Annotated in this window: 12 protein-coding genes and 3 pseudogenes; 10 read left to right on the top strand and 5 right to left on the bottom strand. The window is 70.9% G+C overall.

The annotated features are described in order from the left end of the window. Positions 1–185: 185 nt before the first annotated feature. Positions 186–1,457 carry an ABC transporter substrate-binding protein gene (locus tag ACF09C_RS27390; protein WP_392095195.1) on the bottom strand — a complete coding sequence of 424 codons (1,272 nt, stop codon included), beginning with the start codon at positions 1,455–1,457 and terminating at the stop codon, positions 186–188. Positions 1,458–1,619: 162 nt separating this feature from the next. Between ACF09C_RS27390 and ACF09C_RS27385 the strand changes: the two genes are divergently transcribed. From ACF09C_RS27385 to ACF09C_RS27370, 4 genes are all read left to right on the top strand, one after another. Next, positions 1,620–2,126 carry a PadR family transcriptional regulator gene (locus ACF09C_RS27385; RefSeq protein WP_392095193.1) on the top strand — a complete coding sequence of 169 codons (507 nt, stop codon included), beginning with the start codon at positions 1,620–1,622 and terminating at the stop codon, positions 2,124–2,126. Beyond that, on the top strand, positions 2,123–2,890 hold the full coding sequence (locus tag ACF09C_RS27380; RefSeq protein WP_392095191.1) for an ABC transporter ATP-binding protein: 768 nt from the start codon (positions 2,123–2,125) through the stop codon (positions 2,888–2,890). The genes ACF09C_RS27385 and ACF09C_RS27380 overlap by 4 nt, the downstream gene beginning before the upstream one ends. Positions 2,891–2,901: 11 nt before the next feature. Further along, positions 2,902–5,244: an FtsX-like permease family protein gene (locus tag ACF09C_RS27375; RefSeq protein ID WP_392095189.1), complete on the top strand. Its 2,343-nt coding sequence runs from the start codon at positions 2,902–2,904 to the stop codon at positions 5,242–5,244. 918 nt (positions 5,245–6,162) lie between these two features. Beyond that, a complete protein-coding gene (locus ACF09C_RS27370; RefSeq protein WP_392095560.1) occupies positions 6,163–7,932 on the top strand; it encodes an ATP-binding cassette domain-containing protein in 1,770 nt (589 codons plus the stop codon). Between the two features lie 172 nt (positions 7,933–8,104). On the opposite strand, the gene ACF09C_RS27365 is transcribed toward ACF09C_RS27370, so the two are convergent. Next, entirely contained in the window at positions 8,105–8,314 is a 210-nt protein-coding gene (locus ACF09C_RS27365; protein ID WP_392095187.1) for a DUF6011 domain-containing protein, read from the bottom strand. 560 nt (positions 8,315–8,874) lie between these two features. Here ACF09C_RS27365 and ACF09C_RS27360 point away from each other — a divergent pair. From ACF09C_RS27360 to ACF09C_RS27350, 3 genes are read left to right on the top strand one after another with little or no spacing between them, the layout of a single operon-like run. After that, the gene (locus ACF09C_RS27360) at positions 8,875–9,438 is read left to right on the top strand and encodes a hypothetical protein (RefSeq protein ID WP_392095185.1); all 564 of its coding nucleotides are present in this window, start codon (positions 8,875–8,877) and stop codon (positions 9,436–9,438) included. A gap of 55 nt (positions 9,439–9,493) precedes the next feature. After that, positions 9,494–9,940: a hypothetical protein gene (locus ACF09C_RS27355; protein WP_392095184.1), complete on the top strand. Its 447-nt coding sequence runs from the start codon at positions 9,494–9,496 to the stop codon at positions 9,938–9,940. Beyond that, complete coding sequence (locus ACF09C_RS27350) at positions 9,903–10,559, top strand: class I SAM-dependent methyltransferase (protein WP_392095182.1); 657 nt, start codon at positions 9,903–9,905, stop codon at positions 10,557–10,559. Before ACF09C_RS27355 ends, ACF09C_RS27350 begins: the two co-directional genes overlap by 38 nt. A gap of 272 nt (positions 10,560–10,831) precedes the next feature. Here the strand turns inward: ACF09C_RS27350 and ACF09C_RS27345 are convergent, their stop codons facing one another. Both ACF09C_RS27345 and ACF09C_RS27340 read right to left on the bottom strand, forming a co-directional pair. Further along, a complete protein-coding gene (locus tag ACF09C_RS27345; protein ID WP_392095180.1) occupies positions 10,832–11,290 on the bottom strand; it encodes a methyltransferase domain-containing protein in 459 nt (152 codons plus the stop codon). 67 nt (positions 11,291–11,357) lie between these two features. Then, positions 11,358–11,594, bottom strand: a pseudogene (locus ACF09C_RS27340) (class I SAM-dependent methyltransferase); the annotation flags it as partial. A 40-nt stretch (positions 11,595–11,634) separates the two neighbouring features. On the opposite strand from ACF09C_RS27340, the pseudogene ACF09C_RS27335 reads away from it, so the two are divergent. Beyond that, positions 11,635–11,757, top strand: a pseudogene (locus tag ACF09C_RS27335) (MerR family transcriptional regulator); the annotation flags it as partial. A 54-nt stretch (positions 11,758–11,811) separates the two neighbouring features. Here ACF09C_RS27335 and ACF09C_RS27330 read toward each other — a convergent pair. Continuing rightward, positions 11,812–11,979: pseudogene (locus ACF09C_RS27330) on the bottom strand (IS5/IS1182 family transposase); the annotation flags it as partial. 384 nt (positions 11,980–12,363) lie between these two features. Here ACF09C_RS27330 and ACF09C_RS27325 point away from each other — a divergent pair. Both ACF09C_RS27325 and ACF09C_RS27320 read left to right on the top strand, forming a co-directional pair. After that, the gene (locus ACF09C_RS27325) at positions 12,364–14,088 is read left to right on the top strand and encodes a lamin tail domain-containing protein (protein WP_392095178.1); all 1,725 of its coding nucleotides are present in this window, start codon (positions 12,364–12,366) and stop codon (positions 14,086–14,088) included. Between the two features lie 237 nt (positions 14,089–14,325). Then, on the top strand, positions 14,326–15,312 hold the full coding sequence (locus tag ACF09C_RS27320) for a helix-turn-helix domain-containing protein (RefSeq protein WP_392095177.1): 987 nt from the start codon (positions 14,326–14,328) through the stop codon (positions 15,310–15,312). Positions 15,313–15,432: the final 120 nt, after the last annotated feature.

The raw sequence follows: 15,432 nt of genomic DNA, 5'->3' as shown, positions 1-15,432 counted from the left end.
TGAAGGAGAGCACCCGAACGGGGGCGCCTCTGCTATGCATTCATGTTAAGTAGCTGTGACGGCAGGATGTCAACGACGCTGCAGTACTTGCTTGTGAGGATGCCCGATTGGGTAGAACTGTCCGAGCAAAGGAGAGGGCCGCTACCCAACGTGCAAGTAGCGGCCCGGGGAGGAGCGCATCAATCTCACGAGCCACCCGAGATGGCGCCCAGCTCACGGGTCAGTCGCCGCACGGCTTCCTCGGGAGTCTCGCGGAGCGCCAGCACGTCCTGGCCGACCGCCTGGACGACCAGGCTGACCTGGTCGTACCGCGCGCTCTTGGGGCGGGGCACGGCGGCGAGGACGCTCTGTCGGAGGATCGGGAGGTAGGGATGGGAGGCGACGAGGTCCGGATCGTCGTAGAGCGAGGCCCGCACGGGCGGCAGCGCGCCCCGGGTGAGGACCTGGCGCTGCACCCGCTCGCTCGTCAGGTACGCGATGAAGTCCGCGGCCGTGGCGGCGCTCTTCGAGCGGGCGGACACCGCGAGGTTCGATCCGCCGAGCACGCTCGTGCCCGGCCCGTCGAGGCCGGGCAGCGGCACGGCGCCGAAGCGTCCCGCGACCTTCGATCCGGGCCCGTTGGCGTCCGAGTAGACGTACGGCCAGTTCCGCAGGAAGAGCAGGCGGCCCTCCTCGAAGGCGGCCCGGGACTCCTCCTCCTTGTAGCTCAGGGCCTCCGCCGGGATCCAGCCCTCCCGCAGGCCGCCGGCCAGGAACGCGAGACCCGCCCGCGCCGCGTCCGAGTCGACCGCGACCCGCGTGCCGTCGTCGCGCAGGACGGTGCCGCCCGCGGACTGGATCGCCTCGGTCACGTTCACGGTCAGCCCCTCGTAGGGCAGGAACTGGCCCGCGTACCCCTCCAGGCCGTGGCGCGGAGCGAGCGTGCGCGCCTGCCTGGCGAGCTCCGCCCAGGTCGTCGGCGGCTTCTCGCCGGCCGCGTCCAGCACGTCCTTGCGGTAGTACAGCAGCCCGGCGTTGGTCACGTACGGGACGGCGTACAGCCGCCCGTCGAAGGTGGCCGTGTCGACCACGGGGCGCAGAAAGGCGTCCAGCTCGAACCGGTCGCGGTCCAGCGGGGTGATCAGCCCGGCCGCGGCGAACTCCGAGGTCCAGGCCACGTCGAGGTTGAGCACGTCGAACCGGCTGCTGCCGGAGCGGAGTTCGCTGAGCATCTGGGCCCTGGTCTCGTCCGCCGAGTCCGGCAGTTCGACGAGGGTGACCCGCTCGCCCGGATGCTCACGGTTCCAGTCGTCGACCAGGGGCCCGAGGTAGCGGGTGAGGTCCCCCGCCGTGACGAAGGTCAGCGGCCCCCTGCCACCGGCCGTCGGCTCACCGGCACCCTGCGCGACGCCCGTGTATCCGGCGAGAACGACCGCCGCCGCGAGCATCCCCCTCCGTACGGCCCGCATCCACCCCATGGGCTCCTCCTGCACGTGGTCCCGGACGCGACGTGGACCATCGTGGCATATGTCGCGCCCGGGGAATCGGGGATACTGGGCCCCCACATCACCACGCCGCCGCCTGGTCCACCGGTCTCAGGTCCGGCATCGGGTTCCGGAACGACAGAGAAGGGGGAGCGTGTGCGGCAGCAGCTGCTGGCACTCCTCACCCGGGGCCCAGCCCACGGTTACGAGCTCAAGCAGGGCCTTGAACAACTCCTCGGCTCCGCATACCCTCAGCCGAACGTCGGCCAGGTCTACGTGACGCTCGGGCGGCTGGAGAAGAGCGGTCTGATCAAGGGTGAGGATGTCGAACAGTCCGGTCGCCCCAACAAGCGGACGTACGAATTGACGGATGCGGGGCGGGAAGCCGTGGCCGCCTGGTTCGAGGAGACCGCCGACGAACCGAGAGTGCGCGACGAGTTCTTCATGAAGCTCGCGCTGGCCCCGCTCTCCGGATTCGCCGACCCGATCACCTTGATCAACAAGCAGCGGCGCCAGCACCTGAACATGATGCGCACCCTCTCCAGGCTCGCCGCCACCGAGGACCGCGACAACAAGATCGCCCAACTCCTGATCGAGGGAGCCATGCTGCACCTGCAGGCCGACCTCGACTGGCTGGAGCGTTGTCAGGAGGAGCTGGAATGAGCGGAGGTCCCGTCGCGGCGCCCCCACAGGACACGATCGTGCACGCCGAGGGTCTGACCAAGACCCACCACGGCGACAGCGCCCCTGTCCAGGCGGTACGAGGCGTGGACCTGACCGTGCGGCCGGGTGAGTTCGTCGCGATCACCGGACCGTCCGGGGCCGGGAAGTCCACCCTGCTGCACCTCGTGGGCGGTCTCGAACGGCCGGACAGCGGGCGCCTGTGGCTGGACGGGAAGCAGGTCGACGGCTACTCGGAGGCCCGCTGGGCGATGCTGCGGCGCCGCCACATCGGCATCGTCTTCCAGTTCTTCAACCTGGTCTCCAACCTGACCGTCGCCGACAACATCGAACTGCCGGCTCTCCTCGCCGGGGTGTCGCCCCGCGCGGCACGGAGGAGCCGGGCCGAGCTCCTGGAGGAGCTGGGGCTCGAAGGCCGCGAGCGGTCGATGCCGGGCGAGCTCTCCGGCGGTGAACAGCAGCGGGTCGCGCTGGCCCGCGCCCTGGTCAACAACCCCGCGTTGCTGCTCGCCGACGAGCCCGCGGGGAGCCTCGACAGCAAGGGGACCCGCGATGTAGCCCGGCTGCTCTCCCGCTGCCACGGGCGCGGCCAGAGCATCCTCATGGTCACCCACGACGCCCGGATGGCCAGCGCCGCCGACCGGGTCATCAGCTTCTTCGACGGACAGGTCGCCGACGACGCGGCCCTCGGCGACGGCGGCACGGCACGGCCGGGAGTCTCCGGCGTGCTCGAACTGAGAGACTGAGGCGGGGCGTCGTGCGGGCCATTCTGCGGTGGGCTCACTCCGACCTGCGCGCCCATCGGGGCGAGGCCCTGTTCGTGGTGCTCGCCAGCGCAGGCGTGATCGTCTCGCTGCTGCTGTCCGGGGCGCTCCTCAGCTACGCCGTGAACCCCTGGCAGCGGGTGTTCAACGAGTCCGAGGGCGCCCACATCTGGCTGCACACCCGGGGTGACCTCGACGCGTCCTCGGCCGCCTCGGTCGCCTCACTCGCCTCGCTGGACGAGGTCGCCGCGGTGTCGGGACCGTTCCGTACGGCCGAGACAACCGTCGAGGTGGCCGGCGCGCGGGCCCGGGTCGTCCTGCGGGGCGCCGGACCGCAGCCGCCCGCGGTGGCCCGCCCGCTCGTCACCGAGGGAAGTTGGCTGGAGCCGTCGTCGCCCGACGGCCGCCCGGGCGGGATCGTCCTGGAGAGCGCGCTCGCGCGGGCCCTGTGGGCCGATCCCGGCGAGACCGTCACCGTCACGGGCGCGGACGGCGCGCCGCTCGACCTGCGGGTCGCGGGCATCGCGGAGAGCGCCGAACCCCTCTACCGGGCCGGCCAGGGAACCGGGGTCGCCTGGGTCCTGCCCGGAGCGCTCGACCGCGTGGCCGCGACCGGTACGGGTCAGAGCGTCGGGCTGCGGCTCAAGGACCCGGACGACACCGACTACGTGGTCCAGCGGGCCGTCACCCTGCTGGGCGCCCACCGGGTCGACCGGGTGACCAACTGGCAGGAGGCCAAGGCCGATGTGGGCGGCGACGACCGGCTGCTCGGCCAGATGTTCGCCGCGTTCGGGCTCGCCGCGCTCTTCGCGGCCGCGGTCGCCATCTCGGGCGCGGTCAGGGCCCGCGTGCGGGGCCAGCTCAAGGACATCGCGGTCCTGAAGGCCATCGGCTTCACCCCCGGTCAGGTGACGCGGGGGTTCCTCGTCCAGCACCTGGGCTTCGCCGTGCTCGGAGCGGGTCTCGGCACGGTCGCGATCCTGACCGTCGGCCGGTGGATCCCGGGCAGGATCGGCGAGGCGGTGGTCCTCTGGCCCGAACTGCCAGGGCACCGGGCGATCGTGGCGGGACTGCCCGTCGCCGCCGTCCTGCTCATCGGCACGGCCACCGGGCTCGCCGCCTGGCGGGCCGGTCGGGTACCGCCCGTCCCCGCCGCCAGGTCGGCGCTCCTCACCGCCGCCCCGCTCACCCGGCTCGGCCGCCGGGCCATCGCCCTGCGCCTGTCCCCCGCCCTGGTACTCGGCTGGCGCTCGGCGTTCTCCGGCCGCGGACGCAGCCTGGTGCCGATATCCCGGCTCGCCCTGCCCGTCGCCCTGATGACCGTGGCCCTCGTCGCCTGGTCGACCCTCGACCAGTTCGGCAGCGACCCCGCCCGGATGGGCCGCGCCGCCGCCCTGACCGTACGGGCCGACGAACCCGGCCCGGCCGACGACCCGGCGCTCGCCCGCGCGCTGACCTCGGTCCCGGGGGTAGAGGACAGTTTCCCCGGCGCGGAGTTCGTCGCGCTGGTCCCCGGGCAGACCGGGACGATCACCTTGCGCGGCCTGGGCAGCCAGGCGCGGCCGTACCCGCACAGCGTCGTCGAGGGCCGGGCGCCGACCGGCCCGGACGAGGCGGTCGCGGGGCAGGGTCTCCTCGACCTGCTCGGCGTACGCGTCGGGGAGTGGGTGCGGATGACGGTCGAGGGCCGCCCGCAGATCCTGCACGTCGTGGGCCGCAGCGTCGAACCCGAGCAGGGCGGCCGGGTGATCTCCACCTCGCTCGACAGCCTCCGCAACGGCGACGCGTCGATGACGGCGCGCTTCCACGCGCTCGTCCTGCGGCCGGGGGCCGATCCCAAGCAGGTGGCGGCCGCCGTCGCCGGGGCGGTCGACGGCGGCCTGGAGATCCGGGAGACCCCGACGCCCGCGGACCGCCTCGACACCCCGCGGGGCGTCATCGCGGCGCTCATCGCCGTTCTCGGTTTCATCGCCCTCGTCGAACTGCTCACGCTGATCAGCTCCGGTGTCCGCGCCCGGGTGCGCGACCTCCTGGCGATGAAGGCCATCGGTCTGACCCCTCGCCAGATCGGCGCGGTCATCGTGACCGCCGCGGCCCTCACCACCCTGGTCGCCGCCCTCGTCGGCACTGCGGCGGGAGCGGCGCTCGGACGGTGGCTCGTCGACGAGGAGGGCCGCTCCAGCGGCATCGGTGCGGGCATCGCCCACGTCCCGTCCCCCCTGGCCCTGCTGACCCTGGTCGCCGCGGCGACCGCCGTAGGCGCCCTCGCCGCGCTGACCCCCGCCGTGAAGACCGCACGCCGCCGCCTCATCGACTCGGCGAGCGAGACGCTCTAGGGAGTGCCCGGCGGACAGCCGCTGGGCGGTGTCCCGCCTGGGCCGCGTGGACGGTGAGGGTGTCGGCGCCCCAGCGGACCGTTCTCCCGCACACCGGGCCGCCTTCGGCGCGCTACGGCGCGAGCCTGCGGATACGGCCCCTAGGGCGGCGAGCGTCATCAACCGCCCGGGCGCGCCGAGCAGTCGGCGGATGTCGTGGCAGCAGACGGGCCCGGGGCGCGCGCAGAAGATCTCCAGAAGCAGGGCCTGCGTACGGAACGACGGAGCCGCCTCCTCCGCGCCGTCCCCGCCCCCCGGGCGCGTGGATCCGATCCGCCGCAGCCAGCGCACGTCCGCGCCGAGGCGCGCGCCGAGGACTCCCGGCCGGGCGTCGCGGTCCAGGACATTGACCGCCCCCGCGGTGAGGAGCGCGGCCGAACTCCCCTCCTGCGCTGTCGACACGACGACGTGGGTGACGAGGGCCAGGGACCGGTCGGTACCCGCTGGTTCTAGACGCCGACCGCGCACGAAGTACCGCACACCTCGCACGCATGGGCTCACGGAGTAGTCCGGGCCGCGAGTCGGGGCCGTCTCCACTGCGACGCGCTCACCCTCACCTCACAGGCTCCCCTGTCGGCGTTTCGGCCAACCTCCCCGCACAGCACCCCTGTTACGCGAGACGGATCGGTGCATTCGCCACGCTCCGACACGCGCCGAATCCCGGGGATCCGACAGAGTCCGAAAGACACCAGTTCGATATCCAGGCGGGTTCGTTGAGCTTCCCGACCAAGCCCAGCGAACGTCCAGGAGGACCCGCCGTTGACCTCGCCTCCCGTGAACGAACAACAGAAGACGACGCCGCCCCCTCCCCCTCCGGCGGAGATCACCTATAGCGGGCAGTACGCCATCAACCCGCTCGCCGAAGCCTCCTTCCGGGAGATGTGCGCGCAGATCCCCGCCGTCCTGGGCCGGATCGCGCGCCTGTCGTGGCGGATCGACCGGCGGGCCGTGCAGCTGCTTCTCTGCTGCCAGCTGGTCACCGGCGTCTCCGCCGCCGTGCTCCTGACCGCAACCGCCCGCGCCATGGAACCCGTTCTCGGAGCCGGGTCCGCCGGGGACCGGCTGCGTGGCGCGCTACCGGCGCTGCTGGTGGTGACGATCGCCGCCGCCCTGGCTCGGACCGCGGCGGCGGTGGCCGCGTACGCGGAGCGGCGGATCACACCGCGACTGACGACGGAGACGGACTCGGCGTTGGTCGAGGCGGTGTGCCGGGTGGAGGCGGTGGCGTACGCGGAGGACGGGTTCGCGGACCGGCGCGAGGCAGCGGAGATGGGGGTGATGCGGACGCACGTGATGGTGACCGACGCCCAGCGGTTCGTCTCCGCGGTGATCCGGATGGTCACCGCCGGCGGTGTGCTGTCGGTGCTGAATCCGCTGCTCCTGCCGCTGCTGCTGCTCGCCGTCCTCCCGGCCGGTGTCGGAGCCGTGCTCAACGCACGGGTCGACTACGAGATCCACTACGCCAATGTCGCCGATCGCAACGTGCGGGGCATGATGCGCTGGTGGGCGACCGATTCCAAGTACAGCGACGAGGTCCGCGCGAACTCCGTGGTCGAATACCTCGTCCACTGGTACCGGGCGCTGTCCGAGCGGTGTGACCGGCGCACGCTGACCGGCGCGCCGCGGACCCTGCGGATCGCTCTGCTGTCCGCGCTGGCCGGCGGTGTCTTCCTGATGGCGACGTGGGGCGCTCTGACATGGCTGGCCGTGTCCGGCCGGATCGACCTCGCGGTCGCCGCGACGGCCGTGATCGCCGTGCAGACCACGCTCGCCGCCCTGTCCCAGGTCGTCATCGGCGCCGCCGCGGTCTTCCACACCAGCCTGTACCTCGGCGACATGCAGGCCTTCCTCGACGACGCCGCCGCCCGCGCCCCGCAGCGCGGCCCCCACCGGCTGGCCGCACCGGTCGACGAGATCCGCCTGCGGGATGTCGTCTACCAGTACCCCGGCAAGGACAAACCCGCCGTCGACGGCGTCTCGCTGGCCCTGCGCCGTGGCCAGATCCTCGCGATCGTCGGGGCGAACGGATCCGGGAAGTCCACCCTCACCCGTCTGCTGACCGGGGTCTACCTGGCGGACAAGGGCACCGTCTCGTGGAACGGCAGCGACCTTTCGGAGGTGGACCCCGCCACGGTCTGGGCGTCCGTGGGACTCGTGCCGCAGCTCTTCGCGCAGTGGCCGCTGCGCCTCCGCGAGAACGTGACCCTCGGCCAACCGCACAGCTTCGACGACGACGCGGTGTGGGAGGCCGTCGACGCGGTCGGTCTGCGCGATGCCGTGGAAGACCTCCCGGCAGGTCTCGACACCCTCCTCGCCCGGGACATCTTCGGCGGGACGGAACTCTCCGGCGGGCAGTGGCAGCGCATCGCGTGCTCCAGAGCCCTGTACCGCCGGCCCGACCTGCTGATCCTCGACGAACCCACCTCCCAGATGGACCCGCGGGGCGAGCACCAGATCTTCGAGCAGATCAAGGCCATCTCCGCCGACCGCATCACGATCGTGGTCACCCATCGCCTGGAGAACACGCGGATCGCCGATCACATCATCGTGATGGAACACGGCCGGATCACCGAGCAAGGCCGGTACGACGACCTCGCCCACGGGGGCGGAACCTTCGCCGAGCTCCTGGAACTGTCCCAGGACCGCTGACCGCTCCCGCCGCCGTCCACCCGTCCCGCCCCTGCCGCACAGCGGGGGCGGGACACTCAGGGAACTGCCGTCCCTCCGGTGACCGCGTCGTCCGTCCTCGAACCGCGGGCGACGACCGACGAGATCGTCTGGTCGTCTTTCGTCGGCCAACCACCGATCACCCGCCGCCCCGCTACAGGCCCGGGATCGGGTCCTGGTCGACGTCGTGCCGCCGGTGTCCGATGCGACGCTCGGGATCGCACTCCGGGCCCAGGAGCCGCTGGCGCGAGACGGGATCGCGCAGAACGGCCCCGCACCGGCGACACCAGCGGCGGGGCAGGTACGGGACGGCCGTGTCCGGCAGCGGCTCTTGGTGCGCGGGCTGTACGGGCTGTGTGGCCATGGCCGCCTCATCCGCCAATCGATCGTGCCGGGGCGGTGATCGGCCTCATGGACGCCACGCCACCGTCATCGTCATCGTGATCATCATCGTAGATCCCGTCGTCGGGCGGGACGGGCCGTGCGCATCGACCGGGCACCAGAGGACCTCGAGCAGGTCGCAGCCGTCCGGGCCGGGCGGCCAGCCGACCGAGCTGTCCCACGCGACCGGCCTCCCCGGCCACGGATGCAGGCGCGCCGTCACACCACGAAACGCCCCCCGCTTCGGGAAGAGCCCCTCAACGTGCACAGGGCGGCGGCGTCGTTCTGGTCATGGCGGAAACCCAAACCCACCGCGTCGGCGCGCTTGGCGGAGCTGTTGTCGGAGCTGTTGTCGGATCAGCCGATGCGCAGGCGCGCGGTCTGCGCTGTGCCGACGTCGGTCGTGCGGCGCAGGTACCGTGCACTGCTCGCGGCGTTGCGCCAATGTAGGTGAGAAGCAGGGACGGGGAGCAATGGCTCCAGGACATGGCGGCGAGACACCGCCACACTGGGAGTGGCGCGGACCAGAGAGGCGGTATCCGGATGAGCACCACGGTGGCGCCCCTGGTGATCGCTTTTCTGGGGATCGTCGGAACTCTCGCATCAGCACTGATGACTCAGCGGCTCGCCACGAAGGCCAAGGCCCTGGAACTGGATCAATCCGCACGGCAGCGCGCCGAGGAGCGACAGCACGAAACCGAACGCGCGTTGGCTGAGGCTGTTCGGGCCTGCTACGTCAGACTGAACACGGCGTCACTCGACTATCAGTCCGAGCTCAACCACTTCTGGCATGCCCTTCGGGCCGGCCGTGTCACGGACGACGTGAGAACTCGTCTGGACGATGCACGGCGCGAGCACAGGGCGCGCTACTCCGAGGCGCAGATGCGGATTCCGGACGACGTGCTCACCGTCGTCGACGGCGTGCACCGCAGGCTCAACCACGTCTACGGGGTCCTCAAGCGTCTGGACAGTGGGGCTCCGTCGCGCTGGGAAGACGACGAGTCGCTCGACGAAGCACACCAGCAGGTCATGGGGCTCTGGAAGCAGCTCACGGAGATGCGCCGCACCATGCGCCGGAGCATCGGCGCAACTCAGGGCGGTCCCTGACCGGCCTCGGCAACGTAGGGGAACCTTCAAGACCGGCTCCTGATCTTGCTCCCTGATGGGGCACTGCCGACGTCCGTCCCTTCACAGGCTTGCAGGACGTGTCGCCGGACTCAAGCACGCCGCCATCCGCGGCATCCTGGTCCCCTTCGAGAAAGCCCCGACCGAACGGCGGACCGCTACGGCCGGTTGGTTCCGCACCTCACCCGGCGCCACCCCGCTCGCCCTGGACGACGAAGGCCGGATCCGCTCGGACACCTGGGAACTCACGGAAGACGTCCAAGCGGCCGCCGCGGAACTCCGGGAGGCCGCCGCGACCGACGCCATCGCCGACCTCGCCGACCTCGACTGGTTCCACGCCGACGCCCAACGCCTGAGTCGGTTGCCGAGGCGAAGGCAGCTCGGCTCGGGGAAGGCAGCATCGAACTGGGGGTGTGCACGCCGCCGTGAGTTGATGAACTGGGGCGATGAAGATCCTTTCGCCTCGTGTCCTACGAGCTCTTGAACGGTTCAACGCCGCCTATCCGTGGGATCACAACGCTCACTACCACCGTTGGATCCTGCGTCAGCTGCCGAGGCGCTTCGAGTGCGCCCTGGACGTGGGTTCCGGCAGCGGTGATCTCGCAAGGCTTCTGGCTGGACGAGCAGACGCCGTGAAGGCAGTGGATTCCGATCCGACGATCACCGCTCTGGCTCAGAGGCTGACTCCTGCTGCGCTCCCCGTGACCTTCAGCGTCGCGGACGCAGCAGCCGAGTTCCCCGCCGGCTCATACGACGTCATCACCTGCGTCGCCGCGATCCACCACATGCCGTTCGCCGAGGCACTCACCCGATTCCGCCGCCACGTGGCCCCGGGAGGGACCTTGGTGATCGTCGGCCTGTCCCGCGCGCAGACCCCTGTGGACCACCTGCTCGGAATTGTCTCCGTTCCGGCCAACGCCGCCATGGGCTGGCTGAAGAACAAGGGGCGTCCCTCGCCACGGCCCGCCTCCATGACGGCTCCCACTCGCTCGGCGAGCATGACCTTCGACGACATCGCCCGTGAAGCCAAGGGCATCCTGCCTGGAGTGAGGTTGCGACGACGTCTGTTCTGGCGCTATACGCTTGTATGGAATCGGTCCTGAGTAGTCTGAGGGCGGCCAAGGAGCGATTCTTCGAGGTGGGCAGCGGCTCGCACGGGGTACGAGTCGACGTCGCGAGCGGTACTACAACGTACTGCGAAGGGACGGGGCGCCGGTCTTACGCCCGCTCAGGCTCGTGCGCCTCGATGAGAGTCCTGGAGGAGTGGGTGACGAAGGGGCCCCTTGGCCTCGATCGTCTCGTGCCGCTCACGCAGGCGTTCGCGGTACCGCCCGACGCGCGGCTCCGGCCCACGACTGGTCAGGTGAACGCTGCCTCACCGTGGTGCGGTCGCCGCTGCCACGAACATCGGCAGTGCCAGGAAGAGGCGGTCGGCCTCGGCCCGCGCACGCTGCTCGGCGATCCAGTTGTCCGTCTGCTCGCGCGTAATGGCGCCGGTGGAGCAGGCTGCTTCGGCCAGTCCGGTGAGCAGGAGCAACATCGCCGACCCGGTGAACACCCCTGTGTGCACCTCGACCGTCACATCGCTGAAGCGGCTGTTCAGTAGCAGGTTCCGGTATCGGCCAGCGGCACGCGGGGCGGCGGTCAGGTCGGCGCGGGAGTGCACGATGGTGCGGGTGAGGGCCGGATCGTCGGAGTCGATGACGAAGGTGTCCCAGTCCTGGCCGACCAGCAGGATCCGCCCTCCAGGTGCAAGAACCCTGTGGGCCTCCGCCAACGCCCGCTCTGGCTCGTCCAGTTCGTGGAAGACCTTGTCGGCTCGGTAACCGTCCACCGAGGCGTCCGGCAGGCAGCGGCAGCTCGTACGCTCCCGCCATCCGGAAGTCCGCCTCGGGCCACCGACCACGGGCGACGGCGATCATCCGCTCGTTCGGGTCCACACCGACGGCCCTCACGCCCCGTTCGGCCAGTTCCGCCACGGCCCGTCCGGCGCCACAGCCCACGTCCACCACGGACGTTCCGGGTTCGGCGCCGAGCAAGTCGTAGGAGAGAACCCTCAGCAGCTCGGCGCCCGGCAGTCGGTCGGCGGCGTCGAGCCGTGCTACGAGGTCGTTCGCCGGCTGGGGCGTCTGTTCCATGTCCCTGGTCATGAGCGCCAGACTGGGACTTAATGTCGGCATGAAGTCAAGCGCGCAAAGGGCTCATGGTGGCGGCGAGCGTGAGTCGATGGGCATCGGGGCCCTCGCCAAGCGCTTCGGTCTGGCCACGCACGTCCTGCGTCACTGGGAGTCGATGGGGCTCTGATCGGCACGGATGCTGCCGTCCACGTCCCCGACTGAGCACATGCGCAGGCAAGTTGATCGGCAGCCTGCCGCCGCGCGAGCCGCGTCTCTTCCGGTTGAGTGCCTGGTCGGCCTTGTCCGGGATGGTGCAGCGGATACCACGTGGCCGCAGGTAGCAACGGTTGCCGCGGGAGGCGGACGCCTTGTCGGCGCGGTGGCGCGATTCCGGCACAGGAAGCCGGAAAGCGTCCGCCGCTACCTCGAGCCGTCCCTGGAAGCGATCACGGAGCTGGCGAGCCTGCTCGCGGCTGGCGACGCGCGTCGCTGCACCCTGTCGCCGCGGGTGGGATGCGGGTCAAGCCGTGGCCAGGTGCGCGGAACAGGGAGCTGTGGGCCGCGGGGGGGGCGCGGTTCAACAGACAGGGCCTGTACGAGGTATGGCGCACCGTCCGGCGGTCGGTGCACACTGCGCAACGCGCGTAGAAGTGACATGCGGAGGAAACCTTCCGGTCCCCCTCGTGCAACCCGGCCAGCGTAGAACTGCCCTGCCGCCACGGCGTGTCCTCCCACACCCCCGCCGCGGTGCTCCGCGAACCGTCCGCAACCGCTCGCGAAAGGCACCCTCATGTCGCCTCGTCACATACCTGTCAGACGCCCCCGCCGCGCCGCCGTGCTCGGCGCCGCCTTCCTGGCGGCCGCCCTGACGGCGGCAACGCTCACCACCGCCCCCGCGGCGGACGCCGCCGCCACGGTTCCGTCGCAGGGGTCGCCGACCCAGCTCGACGTCGGCAACTGGAACGTCGAGTGGTTCGGCGCGCCGGACTTCGGCCCGACCGACGAGGCCCTTCAGCAGCAGAACGTCCGCGACGTCATGGCGGGTGCCGACATGGACGTGTGGGGCCTCTCCGAGGTCGTCAGCACCTCGGCGTTCGACACGCTCGTGGCCGGCATGCCCGGGTACACCGGGGTCGTGGCCAACGACCCGATCGTGACGAACGGTGCGCAGTACTACTCGGACTTCGGCAACACCGAGCAGAAGGTCGGCCTCGTCTGGCGCTCCAGCATGGCCACCCTGGTGAGTGCGAAGGTCATCCTGACCGGCCAGAACAGCAACTTCGCCGGCCGCCCGCCGGTGGAGTTCACCCTGCGCGGCACGTTCGACGGTGTCACCCGCGACCTCGTCTTCATCGTCCTGCACGCGAAGGCCGGGTCCACCCAGGACGCGTGGAACCTGCGCCACCCCGCGTCGCAGGCCCTCAAGTCCTACCTCGACACGACCTACCCCACACAGAACGTCTTCGTCATCGGTGACTGGAACGACGACGTCGACACCTCCATCACGCCCGAGAAGGCTTCGCCCTACGCCAACTTCGTGAACGACGCGGCGCGCTACACGTTCCCGACGCGGGCCCTGTCGCTGGCGGGCGTGGCGTCGACGACGAGCTACCCGGACTTCATCGACCACCAGCTCACCACCAACGAGGTGCAGGCGAAGTACGTCGCCGGTTCGGCGACCGCCTTCCAGCCCCAGCCCTACATCCCGAACTACGCGACGACGACCAGCGACCACTACCCGGTGCTGGCCCGCTACAACTTCGTCCCCGGCGGTGGCGGCGGCGCGAACCAGCCGCCCACGGCGTCGTACACGTCCTCCTGCACCGCTCTCACCTGCACCTTCACCGATGGCAGCACCGACTCCGACGGCAGCATCGTGAGCCGCGGCTGGGACTTCGGCAACGGCCAGACCTCGACCGCGACGAATCCGACCGTGACCTACGCATCGGCCGGTACCTACGCGGTCTCGCTGACCGTGACGGACAACGGCGGGGCCACCCACACCACGACCCGGAACGTCACCGTCACGGCCGGCGGTGGCGGCGGACCCGCCAACGTGGTCATCAACGAGGTGCTGGCCAACGAACCGGGGAGCAGCACCGCCGGCGAGGCCGTCGAGATCGTGAACACCGGCGGCACCGCGATCAGCATCGCCGGATGGACCCTCTCGGACGGGTCGGCAGTGCGGCACACCTTCGCGGCCGGTACGACGCTGCAGCCCGGCAAGGCGGTCACCGTGTTCGGCGCGGGCTCCGCGATCCCCGGCGGCGTCGTGGGGGTGGCTGCCGGCACCGGCGGCCTCAACCTGTCCAACAGCGGTGACCAGGTGATCCTGCGGGACGCGGCCGGAGCGACGGTCCAGTCGATGAGCTACACCTCGAGCCAGGCCAACTCCGACGGGGTGTCCATCAACCGAAGCCCCGACGGCTCGGCGACCGGCGGCTGGGTCAAGCACAACACCATCAGCTCGCTGACCGCCTCGCCCGGCCGGCGCGCCGACGGAACCGTGTACTGAGCCCCGATCCACCGGCTCAGCGAGCCCGGCCCGGGCCAGCGCAGATGAGGCGGCGTCGCCGTGCTCGACGATCACGTGACCGCGCACCCACCGTGCGGGCGGTGTTGGTGAAGCGGGCCCGGGTCCGCGCCGCGCTTCTGAAGAGTCCCGGCAACGCGTGTCCGTAAACGGCGCTTCACTCTTGCGGCACCTTCCACACCCTCAGAAACTCGGGCTGACATCCGTCGAGGGGGAGCCATGGAGATTTCCAACGCGCACTTACCCGCATCAGACCGGTTCGAGTTCTGGGCCGACCTGGTGTCGGACCAGCTGGGACGCATGCGGATGACCAGTCCGATCCCCTCGCGGGACTTCGTCGCCCACGCGTCCCTGACGGCGGCCGGTCCGGTGCGGGTGGCCTGGTTCCGCTCTCCCCCGGCACACCTGTCGCGGACCTGGGCGGACGTACGGGCGAACGATCCGGGCGTGTATCAGCTGATGCTGGTCACCGGCGCTCCGCTGTGGATCGAGCAACGCAGACAGGACTCGGGGCTCCTGCAGGGGGCCTTGGCCATGTTCGACCTGTCGGAGCCGTTCCGCGGGAATGTCCCGGACCGGGATCAGGACACCGAGGTGATCATCGCGCAGATACCGCACGATGTGCTGCCGCTCCGGGTGGACCGGGCACGCCGGGCCCTGGCCGTCCCCATGGAGGCGTCCGGTGTGGGCGGGGTCCTGGCGGACCTGTTGACGTCGATACGGGCGCACGGCGCGGACTGCGACCCCCGGGATCTGGAACGCACGGGGTGGATGGCGGCCGACCTGGCGGGGGCGGTCATCGCCCGGCAGCTGGACGCCTACGGGCATCTGCCGGTGCAGACCCGGCAGGACGTCATGAGGGCACGGATTCTCAGCTTCATCGACGTGAACCTTGCCGACCCACGGCTTGGGCCGGCCGCCGTCGCAGGGTTCCACAATCTGTCGCTGCGCGCTCTGCACGCACTGTTCCGCAAGCAGGACGGGGAGACGGTGGCGGCGGTGATCAGGCGCAGGCGGCTGGAACGCTGCCGGGAGGACCTCACCGACCCGCGTTGGGACGCGTTGCCGGTGGCGGCGATCGGCGCGCGCTGGGGCATGGGCCATCCACAGGGGTTCAGCCGGGCGTTCCGGACGATGTTCGGAACGCCCCCGGGTGAGTACCGGCGCGCGGCACGGACCGGTAAGCAAAGGCGCACGGGGAGGTAACCCGCGGTTGAGCCCCGCGCCTACTGTGCGGGACACAGACGCGGCGACCCGGGCCGATGACCAGCCCCGCACGCGCCTGTCGTCCGGGGACGATCCCTCGGTCGTCGTGCCATCCCAAGC

The organism is Streptomyces sp. NPDC014870, from assembly GCF_043081505.1.
Classification (GTDB): domain Bacteria; phylum Actinomycetota; class Actinomycetes; order Streptomycetales; family Streptomycetaceae; genus Streptomyces.
The sequence above is the reverse complement of the archived record's forward strand: the minus strand, read 5'-3'. Positions and strand labels throughout refer to the sequence as shown.

What these genes read in the sequence shown, in the direction of transcription:
- ACF09C_RS27390 (WP_392095195.1), bottom strand. Translation starts at nt 1,457, where the DNA reads ATGGGGTGGATGCGGGCCGTACGGAGGGGGATGCTCGCGGCGGCGGTC.
- ACF09C_RS27380 (WP_392095191.1), top strand. Translation starts at nt 2,123, where the DNA reads ATGAGCGGAGGTCCCGTCGCGGCGCCCCCACAGGACACGATCGTGCAC.
- ACF09C_RS27370 (WP_392095560.1), top strand. Translation starts at nt 6,163, where the DNA reads ATGTGCGCGCAGATCCCCGCCGTCCTGGGCCGGATCGCGCGCCTGTCG.
- ACF09C_RS27365 (WP_392095187.1), bottom strand. Translation starts at nt 8,314, where the DNA reads ATGGCCACACAGCCCGTACAGCCCGCGCACCAAGAGCCGCTGCCGGAC.
- ACF09C_RS27360 (WP_392095185.1), top strand. Translation starts at nt 8,875, where the DNA reads ATGAGCACCACGGTGGCGCCCCTGGTGATCGCTTTTCTGGGGATCGTC.
- ACF09C_RS27355 (WP_392095184.1), top strand. Translation starts at nt 9,494, where the DNA reads ATGGGGCACTGCCGACGTCCGTCCCTTCACAGGCTTGCAGGACGTGTC.
- ACF09C_RS27350 (WP_392095182.1), top strand. Translation starts at nt 9,903, where the DNA reads ATGAAGATCCTTTCGCCTCGTGTCCTACGAGCTCTTGAACGGTTCAAC.
- ACF09C_RS27325 (WP_392095178.1), top strand. Translation starts at nt 12,364, where the DNA reads ATGTCGCCTCGTCACATACCTGTCAGACGCCCCCGCCGCGCCGCCGTG.
- ACF09C_RS27320 (WP_392095177.1), top strand. Translation starts at nt 14,326, where the DNA reads ATGGAGATTTCCAACGCGCACTTACCCGCATCAGACCGGTTCGAGTTC.